The organism is Pseudomonas sp. S1_E05, assembly GCF_056337105.1.
This window is the reverse complement of record NZ_JBFRHM010000001.1, coordinates 3,558,018-3,579,530: the sequence shown is the minus strand read 5'-3', so window position 1 is coordinate 3,579,530 and position 21,513 is coordinate 3,558,018. Positions and strand designations below refer to the sequence as shown.

Here is a 21,513-nt window from a genome sequence, read left to right as displayed (position 1 = left end):
GTGTGGCCCGCGGGGGCATCGATAGGCTGACGGCCAGATCAGCTCGGAATGCGACTCTGCAACACCATGCCCATGCCGTTCAGCGCCCGCGACAGCAGCTCGACGGAAGGAAACGGGACGCCGCTGACCTCTGTCCATGCGGGGCGGATGATGCACAGGTTACCGTGCGCCAGTGGCTCCACGGCGGTGTGGACGATGGAGCCCTCGCCGCTGCGATGGACGAGGGTGTATGCACCTTCCGCTTTCTGGAACAGGTACATGCCCCTGCGGAACAGCAGGCGTCTGATTCGCTCTTCGGTCCAATTCACCGGCGGCGCTTCCACTTGCAGGCGCAGGTCGCTGTAAAGGATGTCGGTCCTGCCCTTGAACACGCTGGTCACGGAGGGGCCGCGATCCATTTCAATGCCGGGATCGATTTCCAGGCCATGCCCTTGTCCTGGGTCCACCTCCTCAATGCGTACGCCCAGGCCTCCTTCCAACTCGCTGAGGCCTGCCATCCCCCTGAACGTGTTGGTGCTTTCCGCTCCGGTCAGTACCAACCATTTCCCGGCGCCATTGAGCACCCTGTCCGAGAACATGATTTCGCTCGCCAGGTGGTTGGCCATCATCTGCTCATCCTGGGGGATCATGGCGACGGGTTTTCGATAGTTGGCCGCGCAGTCCAGAGCCTGCACGCGGATACGCTGGGCTCGGGCTGCCTTGACCAGCTCCAGATCATTGAAGCGCCCAGCCGGATCGGTGCCCAGTTGAGTCAGGTATTTTTCCAGGTCCTCGGACATCACGCCGGTGTTGAAATATTGATTAAGGTCCTCCTGGGCAAAGTCGGCGAGCAGGCGCCGCATGTAGATGGTTTTCACGCCCTCGGCGGCCAGCGTTGGCATGTCCTTGATCACCAGTTTCATGCTGGTGATCCGGTCAAGTGTTTCGCCGATGACCAATCCGGGAAAGGCGCTGAACGTGCGCTTGATCAACGTTGCGAACGTCATCGAACTGTCGACCGCCGGAATGTGCGGACGTGAAGGCAAAGAGCGCCAGTCGAGGTTCTGGTAGAAACGCCGTGCGGACGTCAACAGCGACTGGTGTTTCTGGGCGAAGTTAAGTGCGTAGCGATCCTGGGAAAGCAATTCGCCGCTGGGGCCTCTCTGTATCCGGACGTGGGTTTCAGGGAGGTCCAATGCCCAGCGCTTCAAACCGTACGCTTTATAGGGATCGACGTCGTAGGACGTCACAATTCGTCTGGGTCCGGTGGAAATGGGCGGCAGGGCGCTCGGATGGGGTTGTTCCGGGGCGGGCGGTGCGGGCTGGGCGGCTGCTTGCTCGGTCAAATCCAGTTCGACCACGCAGGCGGTCTTGCCCATGCATTGCCCACCGGCCGCCAATCGCAGTTTGGGCATCCGTTCCCATTGTCCTTCGGCATTCAGGCGCACGGGCAGGGAGTGGATAAACTGGTTGGGCCGGGTCGGGTCGACGATCGCCCAGTAACCGCCTCCTCTGGAGTCGGGGAAATAACGCACGTAGTAGGCATTGTCGTTGATCATGATGGCGTACGGCGGGTCGCCATCGAGCTGATAGATACCCTGGAATTTACCGGGTTCGCTGACGGGCGTTTTGCTGTCCAGCAGTTCGTTGGTTTGAAATTTCTCCGGTATGTCGGTGCGCGGAGCCGGCTTCGGCGACGGTGCTTCTGCGGCTGTTGGCAGCCCTTCGGATGGTTCATCGGGCACGGCCGATTCGTCCGGGGTTCGTGACGACTCGGCGTACTCGTCCCACTCCGCCGCTTCCGCCGCATCGACCTCGGCACCGACCTCCGCCACCGACCCGACACCCTTGAGAAACGGCAGATTGAACAGCGCGTCGATGGCATTGAAGATCGCCCCGATCACGCCTTCCTTGCGCTCACTGGCGGTCTTGCCGGTTACCGCCTGATCGATATTCAGGCCCATGCTGGCAATGCTCGCGCCAATCACCGGCAGTGCCACTGGCCAGCCCACCGCGGCCATCGGGCCGAACACCTTGAGGCCGGCGCTGAGGTAACCGATCCAGAGTTTCTTGCGCAGATCGCCATTGGAGGTCAGTGACAGGTTGGCTTCTTCGGTCATGGCGTTGCGGGTCGAGTCGCGCAGCCAGCCGAAGGCGTCCCCGGTAATCGTCTGGTCTTTCTGGTTGATCAGGTGATGATCGGAATGGCCCCAGGTGCTTGTCAGGCGATTCATCAGGTCGACGAGGTTTTCGCTGATGGCCTGGCGTTCCGCCAATGGGAAATGAGTCATGAGGGCTCGGCGAGCGGATTCATCGTTCATTTGATTGAGGATCCACCAGTGCAGGTCTGAGGGTGTCTCGAACACCTGCAAAGGTGTGTCCTCACCCGGTACATAGAGAATCTGCCGGCCCTTGGCATCAATGATACGCAGGATATTCGTGGCGGCGTGGCCGGCGATATCCAGGGCGGCGACGCGCAGGTACGAGACGGGTGACGCATCGGCTTGCAGCATTTTCAACGTGGCCGGCCAGGTGATCGGACCGATCACCGCCTCCAGCGCCATGTTGCAATCTTCGAGGTTCAATTGCCCGCTCTCATGGGCCTCGATGGTTTTGCCCAGGAACGTGCATTTGGCCAGCGTGCGGAAGTCACCGGCGTAGGCGTCCCAGAAGGCATGCAGTTTGTTGCGGTAAATGTCACTGAAGTTGAGGTCCCAGAAGTGCTTGAGCACCTCATTGCCATGCAATGGCACTTCATTGCTGGCGTCGAAGTTTTCCACCTCGGGGCCTGCGGTATAGAAGCCGCCGTAGGTGTCCAAAAGGTCGGCGTTGTCCTGGTCGGTAGCGCGGAATCGGTGGATCACCAGTTGCGTGAGGGTCAGGGATTCGTAGGGTTTTTCGCCGTAATGCTGCCAACCGGTGAAAGACGACGCCAGACTTTGTGCGGTCTTGAACCGGTGGAAATACACCTGATCGGGGTCGAGATCATGGATGCCGTATTTCACCAACAGGTTGGCGGCAACTTCGTGGGCGGTATCGTGCAGGCTCGGGCAAGTCCGGACCACATGGGCGGCAATCGCCTTCAGGGCCGCCTTGTCGGCGGCATTGGGCAAGGGAGGGGTTTGGTCAGTGTTCATTGACTCGGTTCCTTGAGAATAGGGATCTCGAGGGTGAACCCTTCAATTGTCGCCGGGGCGGTACATATGTACCGCACAGACGTGCGCACATGCGTCCATCCGCCGCGCTGCCCTTACCGTTTCGCAACCGCAGGTGTATCGTATTCGCCTTTTGCAGGCCGCTGGGTTTGCGCTGGACGTTAAGGTGGTTGAGTTCATGTCTTTTACCCGTCGCCAAATCCTCGGTGGCCTGGCCGGTCTTGTTGTCGTTGGCGTCGGTGCGGGCGGCGCCTCGCGTTACTGGCTGGGCAAGATGGCCGATGCCGACGCGGGTCATGACTACGAGTTGATCGCCGCGCCCCTGGATGTGGAGCTGGTTGCCGGGCACAAGACTCCGGCCTGGGCGTTTGGCGCATCGGCGCCGGGCACCGAGTTGCGCGTGCGCCAGGGCGAATGGCTGCGGGTTCGGTTTATCAACCATCTGCCGGTCGCTACCACCATTCACTGGCACGGCATCCGCCTGCCGCTGGAGATGGACGGCGTTCCCTATGTGTCCCAACTTCCGGTGCTGCCGGGCGAATACTTCGACTACAAATTCCGTGTGCCCGACGCCGGCAGTTACTGGTATCACCCTCACGTGAACAGCAGCGAGGAACTGGGGCGCGGGCTGGTTGGGCCGTTGATTGTCGAAGAGCGCGAGCCGACCGGGTTCAATTACGAAAAAACCTTGAGCCTGAAGAACTGGCACGTCGATGAGCAAGGCAATTTCGTCGAGTTCAGCATTCCCCGTGAAGCTGCCCGTGGCGGTACGGCCGGGCGTCTGGTGACCATCAACGGTGTGCCATCGCCGGTCATCGACTTGCCGGCGGGGCAGATTACCCGGGTGCGCCTGCTCAACCTCGACAACACCCTGACCTATCGCCTGAACATTCCCGGAGTCGAAGCGAAGATCTACGCCCTGGACGGTAACCCCATCGAACCGCGCCCGCTGGGCAAGGAATACTGGCTGGGACCTGGCATGCGCATTTGCCTGGCGATCAAGGCGCCGCCGGCCGGCGAAGAGTTGTCTCTGCGCAACGGTCCGGTGCGTTTGGGAACACTGCGCTCGGTGGCCAACAATGACGAACCGACCACCTGGCCACCGGCACTGCCGGCCAACCCGGTAGCCGAGCCGGACCTGGCCAATGCCGAGAAACTCAACTTCAATTTCGAGTGGGTCGGTTCGGTGTCGGTCAACGTCGACAACAGACCGCCGAGCCTGTGGCAAATCAACGGCAAGGCCTGGGACATCACCGACAAGACCTGTGCTGACCGGCCGATTGCCAAGCTTGAGAAGGGCAAAAGCTACATTTTTGAATTGAAGAACCTGACCCAGTATCAACACCCGATTCACCTGCACGGCATGAGCTTCAAGGTCATCGCCTCGAACCGGCACAAGGTGATTCCGTACTTCACCGACACTTACCTTTTGGGCAAGAACGAGCGTGCACAGGTGGCGCTGGTGGCGGATAACCCGGGTGTGTGGATGTTCCATTGCCATGTGATCGACCACATGGAAACCGGCCTGATGGCCGCCATCGAGGTGGCGTGATGCGTCAGATTCGACCTGCTGCGATCATCGATCGCAGCCGTGACCGCGACTTCATGCGCGAAGCCCTGGCACTGGCCGAACAAGGCGCGGCGCTGGGTGAGGTGCCGGTCGGCGCGGTGCTGGTGCAGGACGGTGAAATCATCGGCCGTGGCTTCAATTGCCCGATCAGCGGCCACGACCCCAGTGCCCACGCCGAAATGGTGGCGATCCGCGCAGCGGCGTTGGCTGCCAGCAACTACCGGCTGCCGGGCAGTACGCTCTACGTGACGCTGGAACCGTGCAGCATGTGCGCCGGGCTGATCGTGCATTCGCGCATTGCGCGGGTGGTGTACGGCGCGCTGGAGCCCAAGGCCGGGATCGTTCAGAGCCAGGGGCAGTTTTTTACCCAGGGCTTCTTGAATCACCGGGTGCTGTTTGAGGGCGGGGTGCTGGCAGAGGAGTGTGGGGCGGTGTTGAGTGATTTCTTCAAGGCGCGACGGGCCAAATCGGCAGATTAGAAAACTGACACCGCTCCCACAGGGTTACTGGTTGTTTTCAGAACTTACTTTTTAGCCACTATGACCGCCCGCATCGGCGCCGGCAGCCCTTCGATCGTTTTGCTGTGATCCTCAGGATCGAGGAAATCGCTGAGCGACTGGTACTTCATCCACTCCGTCCCGCGTTGCTCCTCGACCGTGGTCACGCTCACATCCACGCATTTCACATCGCTGAAACCGGCACGTCGCAGCCACAATTCCAGCGCCGGCACGGACGGCAGGAACCACACGTTGCGCATCTGTGCGTAGCGATCTTCCGGTACCAACACCTGATGCTTGTCGCCTTCGACCACCAGGGTTTCCAGTACCAGTTCACCGCCCTTGACCAGGCAATCCTTCAGCGCCAGCAAATGCTCGATCGGCGAGCGGCGATGGTAGAACACGCCCATGGAAAACACTGTATCGAAACCTTCCAGGTTCGCTGGCAAGTCTTCGAAAGGAAACGGCAGGTGCCAGGCATTGGGTTGCGACAGGTAACGCTGCACCGCCTGGAACTGGCAGAAGAACAGCCAGTTCGGGTCGACGCCGATCACGCTGTCGGCACCGGCGCCGAGCATGCGCCACATGTAATAGCCGTTGCCGCAGCCGACATCGAGGATGCGCTTGCCCTTGAGATCCAGGTGCGGAGCGACCCGCGACCACTTCCAGTCCGAACGCCATTCGGTGTCGACGTGCACGCCAAACAGATCGAACGGTCCCTTGCGCCATGGCGACAGGCCCATCAAGGCGCTGCGCATCTGCGCGCGGGTGGCGTCGTCGCAATCGGTATCCAGTTTCAGGCCATTGAGCAGGTCGACTTCGCTGGGCTGGATGTTCGGCAGGGCATCCAGCGCACTCTGCCAGCGCTCCAGGTCGCCGTGACCCTTTTCCATTTTCTTGTCGAGTTGCGCTTGCAGGGTGTTGGCCCATTCGGCCAGCGGTGTACCCGCCAGATGGCGGGCGAGGGGGGACAGATCGATCATGGCAAGGCAATCAACGAGGCAAAGTTAAGGCACTGGAACCACGGCACGACTTTCGAGAACCCGGCAGCCAGCAGGCGTTCGCGGTGTTCTTCGAGGCTGTCGGGCTTCATGACGTTTTCGATGGCGCTGCGCTTCTGGGCGATTTCCAGTTCGCTGTAGCCGTTGGCGCGTTTGAAGGCGACATGCAGGTCGGTGAGCAGCGCGTGCTCCTGCTCGTCTTCAAAACGCAGCTTTTCCGAGAGAATCAGGGCGCCACCGGGCAGCAGCGACTGGCGGATGCGCGCGAGCAACTCGGTGCGCTGCGGCCGGGCAATGAATTGCAGGGTGAAGTTCAGCGCCACCACCGAGGCTGGCTGGAAGTCGAGAGCCAGAATGTCGCCTTCGATTACCTCCACCGGCAACAGCTCCTGGAACATCGAGTCCTGGCCGTTGAGGTATTCACGGCAACGCTCGACCATCGCCGCCGAGTTATCCACAGCGATGACGCGGCAACCGTCGGTGCGCACATGGCGGCGCAATGCCTGGGCCACGGCGCCGAGGGACGAACCGAGGTCGTAGAGCACACTGTTCGGCTGGGCGAACTGCGATGCGAGCACGCCGAGGTTTTCGACGATGGTCGGATAACCTGGCACCGAGCGCTTGATCATGTCCGGGAACACCCGCACCACGTCCTCGTTGAAGGCGAAGTCGGGCACCTGGGCCAACGGCTGGGCGAATAGGCGATCGGGTTCTTTGCTCACGGCGGTTCCGGCGGTGTCGGTGGAAAAGGCCGGCATTTTAGCCAAGTTGGCGTGGGGATGCGCGGTTTGTCTGATAAACCGCCGGGAATGGTGTGGTGCGAATACAAGAGCTATCGCGGTTTGTGCGCAAACGCCGAAGCCGTGATGCCCCACTGCCCCAGCCAGTAACTGAGGATGATCACATACGGCGCGGCGTTGAACGGCGCAACGAAGCGGTTGATGCCGATCACGCTGTCGGAAAACACGAACGCCACGGCGCCGCCGGCTGCCAGTAATGCCGAACGCCTGGGCACGTCGGTGCCCAGGCGGGCCAAGGCGCGCCAAAGCATGGCGCTGATAGCCACGCCGTAGACGATCACCGGCACGGTCAGTGGGCCCAGGCCGTTGGCCAGCAGGATGCCCAGCAGGACCGCGCCCACCACCATGGCGAAGATCAACGGCAGCAGCGCCAGCCGACGGCAATCGCTCAGGTAAGCCTTGAGGTACGCCAGATGCGCGACCAGGAACGCGCCGAGACCGAACACGAACAAATCCACCGGCCACGCCAGCAGTACATCGCCAAGCAGCGAGAAGATCAGGCCCAGGCTGATCCAGCGTCGATAATCGCTCGGGGGCGCATCATGCAACCAGCCGAGCAGGGCCAGCACCGGCATTGGCTTGACCAGCAGGCACAGCAGCGCGGCATGCACACTGAGGCCATAGAGAAAGGTCACTGCGCCCATCAGCGCCAGGATTAGCCAGCCCATGATCAGTTGACCGAGATCGCGCAGTCGAAGCTGTCCACCGGCAACACTTCCGGTGCCCAGGGTTGTTGCGAGGTCAGGCGCAACCGCCCGGTGCCCGTGGCAAAAGCCTGGAAGCGCCAGGTAGAAACCCCGGCAGCCCCCACTACGCCGGCATCTTCAGGGTTGCGATACACCTCTGGCCCCAGCGCGCGCAGCACGCCCCCGGCCGAATCCTGGATGGCCCAGCGGTAGCCCGTGGTCGGGTTGCTCGGCAGGGTCAGGATCAGGTGTTGCCCGTTGCTCATCTTCACCGGGCATTCGCTTTGTTTTTCCACCGTCACGTTCTGTCTGGGCTGCGAAGCGCAGGCGGCCAGCAGGGCGAGGGCGAGGGGGACAAACAGGCGGCTGGGGGACATAAGGGCAGAGGCTCCGGCGTTCACGACGAACGGCGAGCATAACTTAAGATGAGACAAATTGTGACAGCGTCGCCCGGTGAAGACTATTCCCTGCCTGTGCAGGCAATAGTCTTCAAGTGTCTGCGACTTCTAACTCTCCGTAATGTCAACGTTGCCCAGGACATCGATGAGTTTGCCCGAGCGATCACGCAGGTCTGCATGTAAGCCAATTTTGTAATTGCCTTCATGGAACTCAACGGTGAAGGTACCTTTTTCAATGGTAGCGCGGGTCACTTCTACGTTATCTACACGCTGGGAATACAATACCGTTTGGATTCCATCGGGGCCTGAGGGAAATTCGTGTTTCCCGTTGGGAATGTCCCGGCTTGTGATGATGTAGAAAACTCGATGATCGTGGTCAGTTGGATTGGCGCGATAGGTTCCGGAAAAGTGTTTTTTGCCGTCAGGATCTGTATAGACCTGGACCTGAGTCGCGTTGAAGTCTGGCTCCGGGGGCATTTTGGCGGTAAACGTTCCGGAATTTTTGGTGGTTGCGACCATTTCATTCTCCCTGCATGACGCTGATTGATGAGCTGAACGACGTTCGTCACCAGTATCTGGAAGCAGTCAGAGAAGCGTTACTATCAGAACTGACAGTTTTTAGAGCGATTGGTTGTTTAGGTCGCGTGAATGGATGAGAAGGCGCTGTAAACAGGAGATCTACAGCGCCTTCAACGTTAGAACAGGACTTTCGCCACATCCGCAAACCGCTTGGCGAAATGCACCGTAATCCCTTCCTTCAGGTAATCGGGCAACTCTTCGAAGCTGCCCCGGTTGGCTTCTGGCAGGATCAATTCGAAGATCTTCTGCCGACGCGCCGCGATCACTTTCTCGCGCACCCCGCCAATGGGCAGGACATGCCCGGTGAGCGTCAGTTCGCCGGTCATGGCCACGCCTTTTTTCGCCGGCTGGTTGCGTGCGAGCGAGAGCAGGGCGCTGGCCATGGTCACACCGGCACTCGGACCGTCCTTGGGGGTGGCGCCTTCCGGCACGTGCAGGTGAACGAAGGCTTCGTCGAAGAACTTCGGATCACCGCCAAACGACTTCAGGTTCGAGCTGATGTAGCTGTAGGCAATTTCCGCCGACTCCTTCATCACGTCACCCAACTGCCCGGTGAGCTTGAATCCACGGTTGTGCGTGTGAATGCGTGTGGCTTCGATCGGCAGTGTGGCGCCGCCCATGCTGGTCCACGCCAGGCCCGTGATGACGCCGGTGCCGGACAATACCTGTTCGTTACGAAACACTGGGTGGCCCAGCGACGCTTCGAGGTCTTTCGGGCCGAGCTTGATCACCGCCTTCGGATCGTCGATCAGCTTCATCACCGCCTTGCGCACCAGCTTGCCCATCTGCTTTTCGAGCTGGCGCACACCGGCCTCACGGGCGTAACCGTCGATCAAGGCTTTCAAGGCGCTGTCGTTGATCGACAGGCTGCCCTTCGAAACACCGGCCTTTTCCAGCAGCTTGGGCCACAAGTGGCGCTTGGCAATGGCAACTTTTTCTTCGGTGATGTAACCCGACAGGCGAATGACTTCCATGCGGTCGAGCAACGGGCCGGGGATGGAATCCAGGGTGTTGGCGGTGCACACGAACAGCACTTTGGACAGGTCCAGGCGCAGGTCGAGGTAATGGTCGAGAAACTCGACGTTCTGCTCCGGGTCCAGCGTTTCCAGCAGCGCCGAAGCCGGGTCGCCCTGGTAGCTCTGGCCCATCTTGTCGATTTCGTCGAGCATGATCACCGGGTTCATCACTTCAACGTCTTTCAACGCCTGGACGAGTTTGCCCGGTTGCGCGCCAATGTACGTGCGCCGGTGGCCCTTGATCTCGGCTTCGTCGCGCATGCCGCCGACACTGAAGCGGTAGAACGGCCGCCCCAGGGACTCGGCGATGGATTTGCCGACGCTGGTTTTGCCCACGCCCGGCGGACCCACCAACAGCACGATGGAACCGCTGATCTCGCCCTTGTAGGCGCCAACGGCGAGGAATTCGAGGATGCGATCCTTGATGTCGTCGAGCCCGGCATGGTGTTTGTCCAGCACCTTGCGCGCGTGCTTGAGGTCGAGTTTGTCATCGCCATATACCCCCCACGGCACCGAGGTCGCCCAGTCGAGGTAGTTGCGGGTGACGGCATACTCCGGCGAGCCTGTTTCGAGGATCGACAGTTTGTTCATTTCCTCCTCGAGGCGTTTTTGCACCTGCGCCGGCAACACCTTGCCTTCCAGGCGCTGCTCGAACTGCTCGATGTCGGCGCTACGGTCGTCCTTGGTCAGGCCGAGTTCCTGCTGGATGACCTTGAGCTGTTCCTTGAGGAAAAATTCGCGCTGGTGCTCGCCGATCTTGCGGTTCACCTCGGCGGAAATCTCCTTTTGCAGACGCGCGACTTCGACTTCCTTGCGCAGCATCGGCAAGACTTTTTCCATGCGCTTGAGCATCGGCACGCAGTCGAGCACTTCCTGCAACTCGCTGCCGGTCGCCGAGGTCAGCGCAGCGGCGAAGTCAGTCAGGGGCGAGGGGTCGTTGGGGCTGAAGCGGTTGAGGTAATTCTTCAGCTCTTCGCTGTACAGCGGGTTGAGCGGCAGCAGTTCCTTGATCGCGTTGATCAACGCCATGCCGTAAGCCTTGACCTCGTCGGTCGGCTCGCTCGGCTGGTGCGGATACTCGACTTCCACCAGGTAGGGTGGACGATGGTGCTTGAGCCAGGTCTTGAGGCGTACGCGAGTCAGGCCCTGGGCAACGAACTGCAACTTGCCATTTTCGCGGCTGGCGTGGTGCACCTTGACGAGCGTGCCGTACAGCGGCAAGGCGGAAGTGTCGAAGTGGCGCGGGTCTTCCTGGGGCGTGTCCATGTAGAACAGGGCCAGGGAGTGATGGTCGGACTTGCTCACCAGATCCAGGGTTTCGGCCCAGGGTTCTTCGTTGACGATGACCGGCAACACCTGGGCCGGGAAGAACGGGCGGTTGTGGATCGGGATGATGTAGACCTTGTCCGGCAGGTTTTGGCCAGGCAACGCGAGGCCTTTGCCGGCCGTACGGCTCGGGGCATTTTCTGGATCAGCGTATTCGCTCAGGTCTTCGGGAAAATCTTGCTGGTCGCTCATTGGGACACCTGCGCAATGGGTATGGGTCTTAGATGGGGCAGGTTAATGGTGGTTTCAATGATACCTGGGTGTTAATTCGGCCCCGCCCGCTCTAGGAGCGAGCTTGCTCGCGATGGCGGTGCATCAGTCAGCGAACATGGCGCCTGACACACTGCCATCGCGAGCAAGCTCGCTCCTACAGGAGATGGGGTGACAATAAAAAAGGCGACACCCCTGAGGGTGTCGCCTTTGTTTATTGCCGCTACAGCTTACTCAACCAATTTGTAAGCAATCACGTAGTCACCCTGCTTGGTGCCCAGCGAACCATGACCACCGGCCACGACCAGCACGTATTGCTTGCCGTCCTTGCCGGTGTAGGTCATCGGTGTGGTCTGCGCACCGGCGGGCAGGCGGCCTTCCCACAATTGTTTGCCGTTTTTCACGTCATAAGCGCGCAGGTACTGGTCGAGGGTGCCGCTCAGGAAACCCACGCCACCGGCGGTGGTGAAGGTGCCGCCCAGGCTGGGTACGCCCATGCTCAGCGGGATCGGTACCGGCGAGCTGTCACGCACGGTGCCGTTCTTGTGTTTCCACAGCACTTTGGAGGTGGTCAGGTCGATGGCAGCCACATAACCCCAGGCTGGCGCCTGGCATGGCAGGGCCATTGGAGAGAGCAGCGCTTCCAGCACCACGCCGTAAGGCGCGCCCTTGTTCGGTTGCACGCCTTCGGTTTCGCTTTTGCGCGGGCCTTGGGCTGCAATCTCTGCCGCCGGGATCATCTTCGATTTGAACGCCATGTAGCTAGGGTTCACGAAGGCGATCTGACGGATCGGATCCACCGAGATACCACCCCAGTCGAACACGCCGAAGTTGCCTGGATACACGATCGACCCCTGCAGCGACGGCGGGGTGAACGGGCCTTCGTAACGCATGGATTTGAAGTCGATCCGGCAGATCAGTTGGTCAAACGGCGTCACGCCCCACATGTCGTGCTCCTGCAGCGGTGGCGGCATGAGGTTCAAGTCAGACTTGGGCTGGGTCGGCGAGGTGTGATCACCTTCGACTGCGCCTTGGGGCACCGGTACTTCGTTGATCGGCACAATGGCCTGGCCCGTGCTGCGATCAAGCACGTAGATGCTGCCTTGCTTGGTGGAGGCCAGTACTGCTGGCTTCACGCCGTCAGCGGTTTTCAGGTCCATCAGGGTAGGCTGGCCACCCACGTCCATGTCCCACAGATCATGGTGGGTGAACTGGAAGTGCCAGCGCACCTGGCCGGTGGCGATGTCGAGGGCGGTCAAGCCGGCGGCATGCAGCTCCGATTCGGGCGTGCGGGCACCCCCGAACTGGTCCGGGGTCTGGTTGCCCATCGGCAGGTAGAGCATGCCGAGTTTTTCATCGACGGCAAACATGGACCACATGTTCGGCGAGTTACGGGTATAGGTCTTGCCCTCGGCAATCGGCGCGGTGTCGTCCGGATTGCCGCTGTCCCAGTTCCACACCAGCTTGCCGGTGTGCACGTCGAATGCGCGGATCACGCCGCTCGGTTCGTCGGTAGAGACGTTGTCGGTGACGTGGCCGCCAATCACGACCAGGTCCTTGGTGACGGCTGGTGGTGAAGTGGAGTAGTAACCACCGGCGGCGAACCCGCCGATGTTGGCGCGCAGGTCGACCTGGCCTTTGTCACCGAAGTCTTCGCACATCTTGCCGGTGTCGGCGTTGAGGGCGATCAGGCGGGTGTCGGCGGTCGGCAGGAAAATCCGGCGTGGACAGGCGTTGGCTGCCGGCGCAGGGCTGGCGCTGCCGGTAGGGCTCTGCTCGGACGCATAAACAGCGTCATCGTGGTAGGACACGCCACGGCAGGTCATGTGCGCCCAACCCTTGAAGTTCGCCGCATTCTGCGTCGACAGCTTCGGATCGAAACGCCAGATTTCCTTGCCGGTGTCCGGGTCCAGCGCGATCACCTGGCTGTGCGGCGTGCACACGTAGAGCATGCCGTTGACTTTCAGCGGGGTGTTTTCGGCGGTGGTTTCGCCCGGGTCATTCGGCCCCGGCAAGTCGCCGGTGCGATAGCTCCAGGCCTCGACCAGCTTGTGCGCATTTTGCGGCGTGATCTGCGCCAGAGGCGAATAGCGATCACCATGGGCGCTGCGACCGTATGAATTCCAGTCACCGTCGGGCATTGCGGGGGCGGTGTTAACCATGCCCGCAACGCTGTCGCGGTCCAGTTGACCCTTGATTTCACCCGGGTTGGTGAATTGGCTGGCCAATGCGGTTACGCCTGCCAGCACCACGGCGACGCCCAACGCGCCCGTGCCCAACGGCGCTGCGCCCTCACGCAGGATCGGGCGACGGAACCAAGGCAACAACATGACGATGCCCAGGGCAAACAGCAGCGCCAAACGCGGCACCAGTTGCCACCAGTCGAGACCGACTTCCCACAAGGCCCACACGGTGCTGGCAAACAGCACCAGTGCATACAGGCCCAATGCCGCACGGCGCGCCATGATCAGCAGCACCCCGGTCAATGTCAGGCCAATACCGGCCAGCAGGTAATACAGCGAGCCGCCGAGCAGGCTCAACTTGATCCCGCCGGCCAGCATGGCCAGGCCCATTAGTAGAAGCAGTAGGCCGAGCAGCGTCGGTAGCAGACGGCCTCGACTCAAAGCACCATCAGTGCTCATAGTGTGATTCTCCGTAAGGTTTCATGTATTCCTTCGCAGGTTCACTGTAGATGACGATCCCACGAAGGCATTGGTTCAGTTGCAAGGGCGATGGTTAGAACGACGACTGGATCTTTATCCCGCCAATCAGCGCGTCGTCGACCTTGTCCACGCCACCGGGGTGGCGGATGTATTGCAGATTTGGACGCACGGTCAGCCAATTCGTGACGTGCACGCCGTAATAGAGCTCGGCGCTGTACTCGGTGTCTTGCGGGGGCAGGAAGGACGGGTCGTCGTAGTCGTACACCGCCCGTGCCTCGTTGTGAGCTTCGGCATTCTTGCGATAGGCCGGGTTGACGTGAACCCGTGCCAGGGCAAACCCGATGTCGTCTTTGGTGCGAGCATCAAACAGGCCCTTGTAGACGACACCCGCCTGGACATAGTTGTCGATGGCGTTGGTCTTCTTGTCATGCATCGTGCCGTTGGCGAAGATGCTCAGGCCGCGAGAATTATCGCTGGCGCGGCGGGTGATCTGCTGCTGCACGCCCAGCCACACGCCATGCTTGCTCGAAGCGCTTCGGTAGGCCTCGCCGCTCAGTGCCGCTGGCTGACCGTTGCGGTCCTTGTAGGCGTCCGTGGCATTGGCATTGCTGTAGTAGTAACCGGCGCGGTATTCGCCCGGCAGGCCATTGAGTTTCGGCGTCCACACCAGCTCCACCGGCAGGATCGCGCCCTGAGTGCCGCTGCCGCTGAGTTTGAAACCGTTGCCGCGATCGAGGTTCGACGGGTTTTGCTCATAGACGCCGACTTGCGCATACAGCTCGGGCGTCATGTGATACTTGACCCGCATCGCCCACTGGCTGACGGGCCAGTTGTACCAGATGCCGCCTACCCAGTTGCCGACCTGCGAGCCGCAGAACGCCAGGTTCTGGAAATCGCAGGGAAAGCTGTTGAAGTCCTCGCCTTCACCAAACCGGCCAACCTTGATGTCGAGCTGCTGGTCGAAGAATTTCTGCTGGTACCACATCTGCGTCAGGCGCCAGGTTTGTCCGCGGCCCCAGACTTCCTGGGCCGACGTGAAACCGCCGACCCGTGGATCGTTGATCCTGTCATTGCTGATGTTGTTACCGCTGCGTTCGGTGATGGTCAGCTGAAATTCTGCGTCGCGCCAACCCAGGATTTTCTGCAGGTCCAGATGTGCGCCCAGACCGAACTGATCGCTATAGCGGGCAGTGCGATCGTGATCGTAGCCACCGTGCAGATTGCTGCCCATTTCGCCGGTGTAATCGAGTTTGAAGTCGTAGCCTTTTTCCGAAAGCTCGCTGCGCGTGCCGTTCCAGTCGCCGAGCATCCAGGGGGAATCGTTATCGAAGGCGGGTGCGGCCTGAACACACGTGGCAAGGCTTAGGGCGCCAAGGCCTGTTATCAGGCTCAAGGTGTTTTGATGGCTGACGGGCGCGAAGACAGCGCTGTCTCGCAAAAATCGCAAATAAGGCATGGGAAGTTTCTAGATCTTTTTCTGGGGATGAACTGCGAACCGCAAGGATGCAACGCGAATGGATGAAGCGTTTCAGCTTTTCGGGCGCAAGGATAATGTTCTGTTACAAATAGAGAAAGGCCTTTTCCCGACATGAATTCTTTCGAAATCGGTAACAGTGTCGCGCGGCGATATGTCGCGCTTCACCTACATTTAATCCATGGCGCCACACAAGTCTTCCACCCGGACAGGCCCTCGGCTAAGGTGCGCGACTTTCCACTCATTCATTGCTCGAAGGCCCGGCATGACCGAACAGAACAACAACCCGCTGCACGGCGTGACCCTGGAGCAAATCCTCAACGTGCTGGTTGAACACTACGAATGGTCGGGCTTGGCCGAGCGCATCGACATTCGCTGTTTCAAGAGTGATCCGAGTATCAAGTCCAGCTTGACGTTCCTGCGCAAAACGCCGTGGGCGCGGGAGAAGGTCGAACGCCTGTACGTGAAGTTGATGCGTACCAAGCGACCGATCTGAACATGCTTAAATCACCGGCTTTTGTGGCGGTAGCCGCTTGCCTGGGCTGGGCCGGGCTGAGCATCCAGATGTACCTGATCTTCCACTCGCGCTGGACACTGGGCGCCAGTCTGCTCGGTGGGTTGGTCAGCTTTTTCAGCTACTTCACCGTCATTACCAATACGCTGGTGGCAACTGTCCTGACCTGTCATCTGAGCGCTCGCGAATCAGCGGCCAGACGCTGGTTTCTGCAACCGGGGGTCAGCAGCGCGATTGCCGTGAGCATTGTCATCGTGGGCGTGGCCTACAACGTCTTGTTGCGCCATCTGTGGCATCCCGAAGGCTGGCAATGGCTGGCCGATGAGCTGATGCATGACGTGATGCCGTTGCTTTACCTGGCCTGGTGGTGGCTCTGCGTGCACAAAGGCACCTTGCGATTGCGGCATATTGGGCTGTGGGTGATCTACCCGGTGGTGTATTTCGCGTATGTGCTGCTGCGTGGGCACTTGCTGGCTGTTTATCCGTATCCCTTCATCGATGTCGACAGCCTGGGTTATCCACAGGTGTTTCTGAATGCGGGGGGATTGCTGGTGGGGTTTTTGGTGATATCGCTGGTGTTGATCGGGGTGGATCGATGGCGGGGGCGGGTTTTGTAGTTTCTGGGCAATAGCCATCGCGAACAGGCTCGCGATGGGTTCCAGCCCTATAACCGGTCACTCTTCTTCAGAGTCATCCAGCCGCCAATACCCCACGGCCTTCAAGAACTGCTCATCCACCCCATGCTCATCCAGCAGCACTCGGCGAATCTGTCGTGACGCCTTGCTCTCGGTGGCGACCCACGTGTACAGGCTGCCGCTGGGGATTTGCAACTGCTTCACGGTGGCCAGCAGATTATCCTTGCCACCTTCGCGCAACACCCAGATCACGTTGACCTGCGCCGCGCTTTCCAGCTTCTGCTGTTCGGCGCCGTTCTCCACTTCGACCACCACCAGCGCCCGGCGATTGGCCGCCAGGCCTTCCAGGCGACGGGCAATGGCGGGCAGGGCGGTTTCGTCGCCGATCAGCAAATAGCTGTCGAACATGTCCGGCACAATCATCGAACCCCTGGGCCCGCCGATGTGCAGGAACTGGCCGGGCCGGGCCTGTTCCGCCCAGGTCGAGGCAGGGCCATCGCCGTGCAGCACAAAGTCGATGTCCAGTTCCAGGGCGTCGAGGTCGTAGCGGCGTGGCGTGTAATCACGCATCGCGGGCATCGGCCCGTTGCCCTTGCCGGCGCCCAACACCAGGGTTTCCAGGGCGGCTTGCTCGGCTGCGTTCTGCGGGAACAGCAGTTTGACGTGATCATCAGCGCCCAGGCTGATGAACCCGGCGAGTTCCGGCCCGCCCAGGGTAATGCGACGCATGCGTGGTGTCAGGTCAACCACGCGCAGCACTTGCAGGCGACGGCGTTTGATGTCGTGCATGACGCGGTGAATGGATTGTTCGATCACTTGGGTCATTCGGTGTTCTCCCGTATGGACGCCACGGCAGGGCCGTCGACAATGGCTTTGGCGGTGTCATTGAGCAATGCGGCAACCCGCAGGATTTCTTCCGGGCTCCAGCGCCCGTGATGCAGTTGCAAGGCATGACGCAGGTTATGCACAGCCTCGTGGATCTCGGCCGGCCGATCATGGCCGCGCAATGATCGCTTGCTCACATCGATGCGCATGCGCACGCCTTCCAGGGCAATCGCCTGCTCGCTTAAAGACAAACGTCCGGCGTCGGTCACGCTGTAACGTTTTTTTCCGCCTTCGGCATCGCCCTGGATCATTTCGCTTTCTTCCAAAAACGTCAGGGTCGGGTAAATCACGCCGGGGCTGGGGCTGTAGGCGCCATCGAACATGCCTTCGATCTGGCGGATCAGGTCATAGCCGTGGCAGGGCTGTTCGGCGATCAAGGCCAGCAGCAACAGCTTGAGATCTCCCGGGGCGAACACTCGTGGGCCGCGACCGCCGCGTTCGCGGCCGGGGCGTTTTTCAAAACCGTCGCCAGGATGTTCGCGATGGGGGGAATGATGGTCTCTCATGGTGTTTTCTCTCTTCATTTCTAGATACAACGTAAGATATATCTTAATGATGGGCAATCAGTTTTTTTCCTAGCCGATGGACCTCACGACGAGCGGCACGGCGCAGACAACCCTGCGACTTGACCCCGTGCCTGAGGAAAAAACTGTGGACGAAAACCTGTTTAAAGTGGGCGATAAGCGAACTTTAGTTAAAAAAGTTGTTAGTTAAAGTTTCAAGAGGGGGCGCGGTTAATGTTGTGTGTAGGAAGACGGCTTTATAAATAGTGGGTTTATATCGTATTTCATGTTTTCAACAAGTGAATTGGTGCAGCTAACTACACGCTTGGATGAAATTTCCTACTTACTTGTGATCTGGGATGGATGATCATGCGCACCGTTGAAAGTTGGGCTATGGCGCGCTGCAGTGAGCCGTTAACTGGTCTGACTTTTAATCAGAAACTTATCCTTCCCAAACAGGTGTTGAGTAATGTTCAGAAAAATTCTAGTCGGTACTCCATTGGTTGTCCTGGCACTGACTTCCTCCATGGCTTTTGCTATCGGAGAAGCGCGCCACTCCGTGAATATTGTCGCGGCAGTTCCATCCAGTGTTTTCTATGTGGTGCCTGTGGACCCCAGTTTGATCGACAAGGATCAGCGTCTGCATTTCGATCCGATCAGTGAGCAATTGAGCACGCTGCGTGCGCAGTTCGATACCAAGAACACCAACGGTTCGATCGAGGCGATGCTTGAAAGCGAGGCCTTTCTGTCAAACGGGGTTGTCGCAGAGAAGATCCCACTGGTCGTCACGTTTAACAACGTTGCTTTGAATCATACCGCGGCAGTGGAAGTTCTTAGTGACGCCGAGTCGACGCCAGGCAAGCGTGTGGATTTTGTCGTTACACCGACCAAACCAACAGGTGGCTATAAACCTGGCGATTACACGGGCGTAGTTGCCATGCGTTTTGACGCAGTACTTCCCACTCCATGATGTGAATCAAGCCTGATTGGACTGGGTTCCATTTGGCACACTTGACCGGTCGACGGGTTATCGCACCTGTCGACTCGGATGTTTACCGTCTCAATATCCAAAATACCGAGTATTCGTTCATGTTCCCGATGACTCCCATCGCGACTGCGCTCGCCTTTATGTTTTGCGCAGGTGCATTGGCTGCGCCCAACAATGGCACGACGCCCCGCAGTCTACTGGCTCAGGCCGAAGGTTTACCGGCGGACTTCGAAGAACACTTTTTTGATGTGCCCCTGGCCGTCCGCGTGGAACTTGATCAGCAATTGATGGGCGAGGCGATGATTGTGTTGTCTCGAGATGATCGCGTCACCCTGCTTGATTTTGCCGATGTCGCTGACAGTCAGGTGTCGGCTGGCCAGCGGGAAATCTGGGCCACTTACCTTAAACAAGGTATCGCGCTGGGTGCCTGTGAAGGTCATTGCCCGGAGCAGATGGTGGCTGCGCATTACAACCTGAACAATTCCCTGCTCTCGATTGCAACGGCAAACGCCGAGCGCAATACGCAAGACAAGCGTTACTACGAGCTGCCCGAGGGCGGCAGCAGTGGGCTGATCGTGCGCAATCAGTTGAATATCAACGGCGGTCAGGAGCAAGACACGGGCGGACGGTTGGGGCTGGAGGCGAGTGGCAGCCTGGGCAACTGGACCCAGAGCGTGAATGTCCAGTTGGCACGGCAAGGGGGCTCGGACGACAAGCTCCATCATGCAGTACACGAGCTTTACAGCCAGCGTGAACTGCAAGGCAGCTTTTTGCGCCTGGGCTATTTCACGCCCAACTCCGAGGGCCTGACCCGCCAGATCCGTACGTTCGGGGCCAGCCCGGACACTGCTGCCGGCCTGATGGTTGGAAGCTCCGACAGTCTGGCGATCAACAGTCCGAAACCAAGCATCTATCCCCTGTACGTCACTGCCAACCGTCAAGCCTCGGTGGAAATCCTGCGCAACGGTACGTTGATCAATAGCCAGGCGGTAGAGGCAGGCTTGCAACCCCTGGATACACGTTCTTTACCGGGAGGAATCTATGAAGTGGAAGTGCGCCTGATCGAAGATGGGCAGATCACCTCCACAACCCGGGAATTGGTGTACAAGCCCACCAACTGGCACAACCAGGACAGCCGCTGGCGCTACAACCTGTTCGCCGGTCGTGAAAGCAAATTGCTCAGCAACTGGGAGGAGCAGGATTCCGGCGACATGACCGCAGGTGCCGCGTTCAATTACCTTCTGCATCCACGGGTCATTCTGGGTGTATCGGGGCGCCAGGTGCGCGAAAGGATGCAATACGGCACGTCGGTCGACTGGACCCTGGCCAGCCACACGAGCCTGTTCGCCAACGTCTACCAAACCGAGGACCACGGAACCGGGCTCGATGTGCAGGCGATTTACAGTTATGGAATCGGCAGTATTTTCCTGACCCACACCCGTAGCTGGCTCGACACCACCCGAACTTACGAAAGCCTTTCGGACGGTACCCGAGTGCGTCAGCGAAACGTTTTTGTCGGTCGCACGAGCAGTTCGTCGGTGTCGCTCAATCACCGGGTCAGCAGCAAAAGTTCGGTCAACGCACGGGTGTCGCACAGCGCCGGAAATGTCGACGGCACGGGGGTGGACCTGGGGTGGACCCAGCGAGGCTCATTGTTTGGCAGCGATGCCAACTGGCGCTTTTCGGTGTTTGATCGACCGGGCAGTTTCAGCAGCGGCGACAAGCGCAACCGCGGCGTCGATCTAAGCGTCAGTGTGGCGCTGGGAGGACCGGGTGAGCAGTGGTCCGGCAGCATCGGTACACGCACGTCCCGCGACGGTGGTCGTGACCACAACGCCACTGTCAGTTACCGCAAGGACTTGCAGGGGCATGTGCTGCAAAGCGTGTCAGCCACGGCACTCGCCGATACCTATGGAGCCGGCCTTTCCGGCACCGCGAATTTCGCCAACGACGCACTCAATGGTGATGTATTCCTCCAGCGTTCTTCCTTCAACGACAAGTTCGCCGGCGGTTTGAATCTGGACAGCACCGTAGCGGTCGGTGGCGAAAAAATCGTCATGACCAGCCAGAGCCATGGGGCAGGGGCGGGGATGATCGTCGACGTTGAATCGGATGTCGATGGCATCGCGCTACGGGCCGACGATTCGAGCGGTGGCAGTACGAGCCTGCGACCGGGGCGCAATTTCATCCCGATGACCGCTTACAAAAGCAGCGTGGTGAGCTTCGACTTCGAGGGTAACCACCCACCGGCAGCGAGCATCCAGCCGCCGCGCAGCCTTTACCACTTGAACAAGGGTGGCGTCGGTTACCGCAGGATCACCGTCAACAAAACCCTCACCGTTCTGGGACGCCTGATCGATCCCCAGGGCAGGCCGCTCAAGGGCCATCACGTGATCAATCACGCCAGCCGCGGAGTGAGCGAGGTCGATGGCTTCTTTTCAATGGAAATGCAGGCCGGTTCGCCGACGCTGGAAGTTCGCCATGGCGATCAGTTGTTGTGTCGATTTCGCCTCGACACCGCCAATGCGCGCAAGGAAGACAACGTGTTGATGATCGGGGATCAGCGCTGCTCTGCGGATACGTTGGCGGACGCAACCTACAGCGACGCAAGCGCCGGTTGACCCGTGCGCAAAA

Annotated in this window: 17 protein-coding genes; 6 read left to right on the top strand and 11 right to left on the bottom strand. The window is 59.8% G+C overall.

Translation table 11 applies throughout. From position 1 onward, the window contains the following. Positions 1-38: 38 nt before the first annotated feature. The gene (locus tag AB4N33_RS16590; protein WP_476457782.1) at positions 39-3,116 is read right to left on the bottom strand and encodes a membrane-targeted effector domain-containing toxin; all 3,078 of its coding nucleotides are present in this window, start codon (positions 3,114-3,116) and stop codon (positions 39-41) included. Between the two features lie 196 nt (positions 3,117-3,312). On the opposite strand from AB4N33_RS16590, the gene AB4N33_RS16585 reads away from it, so the two are divergent. Together AB4N33_RS16585 and tadA are read left to right on the top strand one after the other, a co-directional pair. Then, entirely contained in the window at positions 3,313-4,686 is a 1,374-nt protein-coding gene (locus AB4N33_RS16585; RefSeq protein WP_476457781.1) for a multicopper oxidase family protein, read from the top strand. Continuing rightward, positions 4,686-5,183, top strand: coding sequence for a tRNA adenosine(34) deaminase TadA (gene tadA / locus AB4N33_RS16580; protein WP_460140176.1), 498 nt, complete (start codon positions 4,686-4,688; stop codon positions 5,181-5,183). Before AB4N33_RS16585 ends, tadA begins: the two co-directional genes overlap by 1 nt. A gap of 44 nt (positions 5,184-5,227) precedes the next feature. Here tadA and cmoB read toward each other — a convergent pair whose 3' ends face one another. The 8 genes from cmoB to AB4N33_RS16540 form a co-directional block, all read right to left on the bottom strand. Beyond that, a complete protein-coding gene (gene cmoB, locus AB4N33_RS16575; RefSeq protein WP_460140175.1) occupies positions 5,228-6,184 on the bottom strand; it encodes a tRNA 5-methoxyuridine(34)/uridine 5-oxyacetic acid(34) synthase CmoB in 957 nt (318 codons plus the stop codon). Beyond that, on the bottom strand, positions 6,181-6,960 hold the full coding sequence (gene cmoA / locus AB4N33_RS16570) for a carboxy-S-adenosyl-L-methionine synthase CmoA (protein WP_476457780.1): 780 nt from the start codon (positions 6,958-6,960) through the stop codon (positions 6,181-6,183). The genes cmoB and cmoA overlap by 4 nt, the downstream gene beginning before the upstream one ends. A gap of 74 nt (positions 6,961-7,034) precedes the next feature. Continuing rightward, a complete protein-coding gene (locus tag AB4N33_RS16565; RefSeq protein ID WP_476457779.1) occupies positions 7,035-7,670 on the bottom strand; it encodes a lysoplasmalogenase in 636 nt (211 codons plus the stop codon). 2 nt (positions 7,671-7,672) lie between these two features. Next, positions 7,673-8,065 carry a protease inhibitor I42 family protein gene (locus tag AB4N33_RS16560; RefSeq protein ID WP_476457778.1) on the bottom strand — a complete coding sequence of 131 codons (393 nt, stop codon included), beginning with the start codon at positions 8,063-8,065 and terminating at the stop codon, positions 7,673-7,675. A 129-nt stretch (positions 8,066-8,194) separates the two neighbouring features. Next, positions 8,195-8,605: a hypothetical protein gene (locus AB4N33_RS16555; RefSeq protein WP_476457777.1), complete on the bottom strand. Its 411-nt coding sequence runs from the start codon at positions 8,603-8,605 to the stop codon at positions 8,195-8,197. A 176-nt stretch (positions 8,606-8,781) separates the two neighbouring features. Next, complete coding sequence (lon, locus tag AB4N33_RS16550; protein ID WP_476457776.1) at positions 8,782-11,199, bottom strand: endopeptidase La; 2,418 nt, start codon at positions 11,197-11,199, stop codon at positions 8,782-8,784. A gap of 248 nt (positions 11,200-11,447) precedes the next feature. Further along, positions 11,448-13,859: a glucose/quinate/shikimate family membrane-bound PQQ-dependent dehydrogenase gene (locus tag AB4N33_RS16545; protein WP_476457775.1), complete on the bottom strand. Its 2,412-nt coding sequence runs from the start codon at positions 13,857-13,859 to the stop codon at positions 11,448-11,450. Between the two features lie 94 nt (positions 13,860-13,953). Further along, entirely contained in the window at positions 13,954-15,336 is a 1,383-nt protein-coding gene (locus AB4N33_RS16540; protein ID WP_476457774.1) for a carbohydrate porin, read from the bottom strand. A 283-nt stretch (positions 15,337-15,619) separates the two neighbouring features. Here AB4N33_RS16540 and AB4N33_RS16535 point away from each other — a divergent pair, with 283 nt between their 5' ends. Continuing rightward, on the top strand, positions 15,620-15,850 hold the full coding sequence (locus tag AB4N33_RS16535) for a VF530 family protein (RefSeq protein WP_460117687.1): 231 nt from the start codon (positions 15,620-15,622) through the stop codon (positions 15,848-15,850). Positions 15,851-15,852: 2 nt separating this feature from the next. Next, positions 15,853-16,485, top strand: a complete 633-nt coding sequence (locus AB4N33_RS16530) for a Pr6Pr family membrane protein (RefSeq protein ID WP_476457773.1) — start codon at positions 15,853-15,855, stop codon at positions 16,483-16,485. A 57-nt stretch (positions 16,486-16,542) separates the two neighbouring features. Here AB4N33_RS16530 and AB4N33_RS16525 read toward each other — a convergent pair whose 3' ends face one another. Next, positions 16,543-17,328, bottom strand: a complete 786-nt coding sequence (locus tag AB4N33_RS16525) for a siderophore-interacting protein (protein WP_460140167.1) — start codon at positions 17,326-17,328, stop codon at positions 16,543-16,545. Further along, positions 17,325-17,894: a PadR family transcriptional regulator gene (locus AB4N33_RS16520; RefSeq protein ID WP_460140166.1), complete on the bottom strand. Its 570-nt coding sequence runs from the start codon at positions 17,892-17,894 to the stop codon at positions 17,325-17,327. Before AB4N33_RS16520 ends, AB4N33_RS16525 begins: the two co-directional genes overlap by 4 nt. 466 nt (positions 17,895-18,360) lie before the next feature. Here AB4N33_RS16520 and AB4N33_RS16515 point away from each other — a divergent pair, with 466 nt between their 5' ends. Both AB4N33_RS16515 and AB4N33_RS16510 read left to right on the top strand, forming a co-directional pair. Further along, entirely contained in the window at positions 18,361-18,861 is a 501-nt protein-coding gene (locus tag AB4N33_RS16515; protein ID WP_460117679.1) for a CS1 type fimbrial major subunit, read from the top strand. 119 nt (positions 18,862-18,980) lie between these two features. After that, complete coding sequence (locus tag AB4N33_RS16510) at positions 18,981-21,500, top strand: TcfC E-set like domain-containing protein (RefSeq protein WP_476457772.1); 2,520 nt, start codon at positions 18,981-18,983, stop codon at positions 21,498-21,500. The last annotated feature ends 13 nt before the right edge of the window (positions 21,501-21,513 follow it).